General features: G+C 44.7%; 3 protein-coding genes. 1 reads left to right on the forward strand and 2 read right to left on the reverse strand.

Features of this window, described 5'->3' with window-relative positions; translation table 11 throughout:
- Window positions 1-70: 70 nt before the first annotated feature.
- The gene (gene gcvP / locus PN470_RS02980) at window positions 71-3,058 is read right to left on the reverse strand and encodes an aminomethyl-transferring glycine dehydrogenase (protein WP_272103611.1); all 2,988 of its coding nucleotides are present in this window, start codon (window positions 3,056-3,058) and stop codon (window positions 71-73) included.
- A gap of 204 nt (window positions 3,059-3,262) precedes the next feature.
- A complete protein-coding gene (locus PN470_RS02985; RefSeq protein WP_103112917.1) occupies window positions 3,263-4,888 on the reverse strand; it encodes an ArnT family glycosyltransferase in 1,626 nt (541 codons plus the stop codon).
- Window positions 4,889-5,409: 521 nt separating this feature from the next.
- Between PN470_RS02985 and PN470_RS02990 the strand changes: the two genes are divergently transcribed.
- Window positions 5,410-6,210: an aminotransferase class IV gene (locus PN470_RS02990; protein ID WP_271934858.1), complete on the forward strand. Its 801-nt coding sequence runs from the start codon at window positions 5,410-5,412 to the stop codon at window positions 6,208-6,210.
- Window positions 6,211-6,435 lie beyond the last annotated feature (225 nt).

Raw genomic sequence — 6,435 nt, forward strand, 5'->3', positions numbered from 1 at the left:
CCCCACACCCCACACCCTACACCCCACACCCTACACCCTACCACCACCGAAAAACTCTTTGCCGCAAACCCTACTTATAAGCGTCCATACCCTCACAGGAACAAACCAGATTTCTGTCCCCGTAGGCATTATCAACCCGTCCCACTACCGGCCAGAATTTATAATCTTTTAGCCAAGAAAGCGGGTAAGCTGCCTGTTGACGGGAATAGGGACGACTCCAATCATCGGCAGTTAAAACCGCAGCTGTGTGGGGGGCATTTTTCAAAGGATTATCGTGGGGATCCATGCTACCATTAGCGATCGCTTGTACTTCTTGATAGATAGTTAACAAAGCTTCACAAAAACGGTCTAATTCCCCCAAAGATTCGCTTTCCGTGGGTTCCACCATCATTGTACCCGCCACGGGCCAAGAAACCGTCGGCGCGTGGAAACCGAAATCCATCAAGCGTTTTGCCACATCTTCCACCTCGATGCCGGCCTGTTTTTTCAGGGGACGTAAATCAATCACGCACTCGTGGGCAACTGTTCCCGCGCTACCCTTAAATAACACCGGATAGGCCGACTCCAAACGAAAAGCCATATAATTAGCGTTCAAAATTGCCACTTCTGTCGCTTTTTTCAAGCCGGCTGCCCCCATCATAGCGATATACATCCAAGAAATCACCAAAATGCTGGCACTACCCCAAGGCGCGGCCGAAATTGCGCCAATTGAGTCCTGATGCTTACCGTTAGCGGTTTCTGGCGATAATTTCGCTAAAACTAGGGAAACATCGGGCATAAAAGGCACTAAATGGGATTTTACTCCGATTGGTCCCATACCCGGTCCCCCCCCACCGTGGGGAATACAGAAAGTTTTATGGAGATTCAAGTGACAGACATCGGCGCCAAAATCCGCCGGACGACATAAACCCACCTGAGCATTCATATTGGCGCCATCCATATAGACTTGACCACCGTATTGATGAATCAAGGCGCAAATTTCGCTAATTCCCTGTTCAAAAACGCCGTGAGTGGAAGGATACGTCACCATCAAAGCCGCTAGATTATCCTGATGCTTCCGGGCCTTAGTTTTCAGGTCATCAATATCAATATTGCCCCGAGAATCGCAATTAACCGCCACTACTTTCATACCACACATAACAGCGCTGGCAGGATTAGTCCCGTGAGCGGACTCAGGAATTAAACAAATCTGACGATGACCTTGACCGCGACTTTCATGGTAGGCTCGGATCACCTGTAAACCGGCATACTCTCCCTGGGAACCGGCGTTCGGTTGTAGGGAAATGCCATCAAACCCGGTAATTTCCCCTAACCAAGTCTCTAACTGTTGAAAGAGCAGTTGATAGCCTTCTGCTTGGTCAATCGGCGCAAAAGGGTGTAATTTGCCGAATTCTGCCCAAGTTACCGGAATCATCTCCGCTACGGCATTGAGTTTCATCGTACAGGAACCGAGGGGAATCATGGAAGTATTTAAGGCTAGATCCTTTGTTTCCAGACGGTGCAGATATCTGAGTAATTCCGTTTCCGAGTGGTAACGATTGAACACCGGCTCGGTAAGATAGGCACTGGTACGGGTTAAATTAGCGGGTAATTCTAGACTAATTTTCTCGACTAATTCCGCCGTGGCAAAGGGTAATTCCTCGGTTGGCGCAAAAATTTGCCATAAATCCCACACATCCCTGAGACTGGTGGTTTCATCGAGACTAATTCCTAGATTATTCTCATCAAAATAACGCAGATTAATCTTATGGGTTTTTGCCTTGGCGAAGATATCCTTAACTCCCGTGGATACCGTAACTTTGAGCGTATCGAAGCGCGGTTCTTTCCCCACCTGATAACCCAACTTTTTTAAACCAGTTGCCAATAAAGCGGTTAATTTCTGCACTCTTTGGGCGATTTTCTTGATTCCTTCCGGTCCGTGATACACCGCGTACATGGAAGCAATCACCGCTAGTAACACCTGTGCGGTACAAATATTACTGGTGGCTTTATCCCGGCGGATATGTTGTTCCCTGGTTTGCAAAGCTAAACGCAGTGCGGGTTTACCCTGACTATCCTTCGATACCCCGACAATGCGCCCCGGAATGCTGCGTTTATAGACATCTTTGGTGGCAAAATAGGCGGCATGGGGACCCCCATAACCCAAGGGAACCCCAAAGCGTTGACTGCTACCCACGGCAATATCAGCCCCCAATTCGCCGGGGGGAGTCAACAGGGCTAAACTGAGAATATCGGCGGCAACGGTGACTAAAGCCCCATTTTCCTGCGCTTTGGCGATAAATTCCCGATAGTCATAAATTACGCCATCGGTGGCTGGATATTGTAATAATGCGCCAAAAATTGGCGTTTGGAAGTCAAAGAGACGATGATCATCGATAATAATGTCAATACCTAAAGGAATCGCTCTGGTTTTAACAACTTCAATCGTTTGGGGATGGCAACTACTAGAGATAAAGAAAGCATTGGCTTTAGTTTTACACAGTCCGTAACTCATAGTCATCGCTTCCGCGGCTGCTGTTCCTTCATCGAGGAGGGAAGCGTTAGCAATTTCCAGACCGGTTAAGCTAGTGATGAGAGTTTGGAAGTTTAAGAGAGCTTCTAAACGTCCTTGGGCGATTTCCGCTTGATAGGGAGTATAGGCGGTGTACCAACCCGGATTTTCTAAGATGTTGCGGAGAATTACCGGCGGGGTGATACAGTCATGGTAGCCCATGCCAATAAAGGAGCGAAATACCTGATTTTTTGAGGCAATAGCTTTTAATTGGGCAAGAGCGGCGTATTCACTCAAGGCAGGTGCTAGATTAAGGCTTTTTTGTAAACGAATTGCTGCGGGGACTGTTTGAGCGATTAACTCCTCCACGGTGGCAACACCCAAAACCGCCAGCATTTTCTCGATTTCCGTCTCCGTCGGTCCAATATGACGGTTAACAAAGCTATCGGTACAGTCTAGCAGGTCTTGCAGGTCAGCAGGAGCGAATTCCTCGGTTTTCTCGGCCGTAATTGACCTATTTAGCATATTAATCTCGGTTTCAACAATTACAAAAGTGCTGCGTTTCATCGCTAGGGGTGATTTTAACGCAACTTGTAAAATTTGGCTCTCTTATTCTTCGTGTGATCAGTTTAACTTACTATAGAAGCGATCAATCTTTGTGTCCTCTGTGTCTGGAGTGGTTCCTCCCACTCCCTCGCCAGCAGGACTGTATCTTAGAATACATTTTAGCCACCAAACCTAAGATCGAAAGTATGCACAAAATTAACCCCACTACTGCTTCGTCACCAAAAACCAACCGGAATTCGTAGATCCGAGCGCCTTTAATCCTTCTAAATCAGTAGCTTCTTTGGTTTGACGATCGATAATTAGGTAAGGTTGCTTGTGACTTTGCCAATGATTGATTAATTCTTCAGTAGCCAAGGGAAAAACCCGACGACCACTATAAAAATTTAACGAGGGGCGCTCGTAGGCAAAAGCAATATAAACAGGGTGATCTGCTGGCACATATTTCTGTACTAAACTCGCCAGCGGTTTGACAGAGAAATTCTCATTTAATTCCCAGATCCACAGGGGAGAATTGACAAAAATAAACAAAGAAACCAACATTCCCCAGAGTAAAACCACGCTGAATTGTTCCGAGCGCCGAGCTAACAAAATTGCCGTTGTCACCATGGTCAGGGACAGTGACAATAAGGTTAAAATAATTAAGGGATGGATAGGTTCGATAGCGGCAAAATTACCAGGGAAATAGGCCATTAAAGCTAATAAACCCGTCACAACGCCGATAATACCCAGAATAATTGACCAGATTGGATTATAGGTGCGATCGATGGGAAGATTAACCATCTGCGCCAAGGCATAACCGGCCGCTAAAGCCAAGGCCGGATAGATCGGCAGAATATACCAAGGCAACTTAGTCGCCATTACCGAAACCACCAACAGATAAACACCCGTCCAAACTAACAGTAACTTCGCCCAACTGTAGAGATATTCCTGACGAGCTAAACGTAAACCCAAAACCGAGAAAATTAACCAGGGCCAACTATATTTAATAATTTCTAGCAGATAATACCAAAACGGTCCGCGATGATTGTCCAGATCGTCACTAACTCGCTTTAACTGTTGAACAAAAAGGGAATCGAGAAACTCCCGCTCGTAGTGCCAAAATTGGGCGCTATACCAGGCAAAAGCGGGAGTTGCTCCCAATAACCAACCCGACCAAAAATAGGCAGACGTTAATAACCGGGGGGTATCCCAGAGCAGAAAAATAAAGCCGATACCCGCCAATAATAGCCCCATAATACCCTTAGTCAGACAAAGGAGGGCAAATCCTAACCCCGCCCCCACAGACCAGCGTAAATCGCGTCGTGAGCGCAGTAAACCAACAAACATCAGCATTTCAAAACACAATACCGCTCCATCCAACATGGCTAAACGGCCATGGCGCACCACCGGCAAAAGAGTTAAATAGATCAAGGCCGACAGTAAAGCTGGCAAACGAGCGGGAAAAATTTCTCGACCGAGAAGATAGAGAAGCGGCACCGATAAAGCTGTAAAAAAAGCGGGAATTAGTCTAGTATTGGCCTCATTGATGCCCCAAAAATGGTAGGTTAGACCAATTAAACTGTGAATCAACGGCGGTTTATTCAGGTAGGGATCACCCCAAAGACTAGGAAATAACCAGCGCAATTGTTCCAGGGGGGTTTGGCTAATTTCCTTGGCTACCTGAGCGATTGTTGCCTCATCCCAATCCCGCAAGGGTAAATTACCTAATCCCACTAGATAGATAATTAAGGCCGCTATTAATAATCCCAGTAAACACAGAAATTCTTTAAAATTTTCTCTCTGACGCAATTTATAACTAGAATATCCCCAAGTAAATTTTTGACGGTTCATAAGCTAGGTCAGTTATCAGTAAACAGTAAACAGTAATCAGTAATCAGTAATCAGTAATCAGTAAACAGTAATCAGTAATCAGTAAGGCTCTCCTAGACTGGTTATAGCAAATTAGTAGTTTCAATGAGCCTAATCCCTTAAATAGCCTAGAATCCAACCAAGCAAAAAGCTTTGATTATTTTGGTTCTTCGGTTTGTGTTATGCAATGGACGGGAGTTATAAGGGGTGAAACCCTTATATAGAAAGACATGGCTGCGATTTTTGCCAATTGTTTTCAATCTAGAACGAGCTAATCAATTAAGTCCCTTGCCAGATAAGGATTTAGCCGATTTCTACCCCCTGATCGAACCATACCAAGTAACGAAGAACCATTATTTTCTGCTAAAATATCATAACTACTCTAGAAGATCCTTAAAACTCAAATCTGATAACTGATAACTGATAACTGATAACTGATAACTGATAACTGATAACTGATAACTGATAACTGATAACTGATAACTGATAACTGATAACTGATTATGTATTGGTATAATGGCGAATTAATCGAGAATGAGCGAATCAGTCTGGGTATTGATGATATTGGGCTGCTTTATGGAGCCACACTCTTTACTACCCTGCGTATCTATCAACAAAGCTTAGATCATCCCCTGACCCATTGGCAAGAACATCTCCAACGTCTGCACTCTAGTTTACAAGTTTTCCACTGGTCCGCTCCCGATTGGCAGCGAATTCGCCAAGGATCCGAAGAATTATCCCGATTCTATCCTGTCCTGAGAATCACAATTTTTCCCGATGGTAGGGAGTGGATTAAAGGCAGATTTTTACCCGAAGATTTAAACCTTAGACAAGAGCGGGGAATTATTGGGTGGGTAGTGGATAATCCCGCTTGGCAACGGGTTTTAGGAGAGCATAAAACTGGTAATTATTTAACTTCTTGGTTAGCGTCACAAACTGCTCAAAAAAAAGGAGCAAAAGAGGCGATATTAGTCGATCGATTGGGGAATTGGTTAGAAACTAGCACGGGTAATTTATGGGGATGGAAAGATAATTGCTGGTACAGTCCCCTGCTGACTGCTGATACTTTACCCGGAATCGGGCGCTCGGCTTTGATCGGCTGGTTAAAAAAACAAAATATTTCCCTAGAAGAAAATCTCTGGACTCCTCAATTTGTCAGGACTTTACAGGCGATCGCCTATAGTAATTCCTTGGTAGAAATTATCCCTTTTAATTCTATTCTTGGCTCGGATATAGAGATAAATACAGCTATTTATAGAGAAATTTTACCAGATTTACAGCAATATTTTTCCAGTCAATTATAGAATAAATAGGGTTTGCTGAATAAATCTAAAAACCTTATCCAACAAGGTTTTTAGACTTTTTTTCCCTCAAAAAGTGCCGACCATGGGAGTGATTGGGGGGAAAATTCAGGGACTTTTTCCCTGAAAATTAGGTAATTTACCACCTGAAAATGGGTAAAACCCTACACCCTACACCCCACACCCCACACCCTACCCCCACGAAAAACTTTTTGCCGCAAACCCTAA

Origin of the sequence: Microcystis sp. CS-574, from assembly GCF_028329095.1 — a bacterium.
GTDB lineage: Bacteria > Cyanobacteriota > Cyanobacteriia > Cyanobacteriales > Microcystaceae > Microcystis > Microcystis ichthyoblabe_A.

Excerpts from the sequence above, each read along its gene's own strand:
- gcvP (WP_272103611.1), bottom strand. The coding sequence starts at position 3,058 with ATGAAACGCAGCACTTTTGTAATTGTTGAAACCGAGATTAATATGCTA.
- PN470_RS02985 (WP_103112917.1), bottom strand. The coding sequence starts at position 4,888 with ATGAACCGTCAAAAATTTACTTGGGGATATTCTAGTTATAAATTGCGT.
- PN470_RS02990 (WP_271934858.1), top strand. The coding sequence starts at position 5,410 with ATGTATTGGTATAATGGCGAATTAATCGAGAATGAGCGAATCAGTCTG.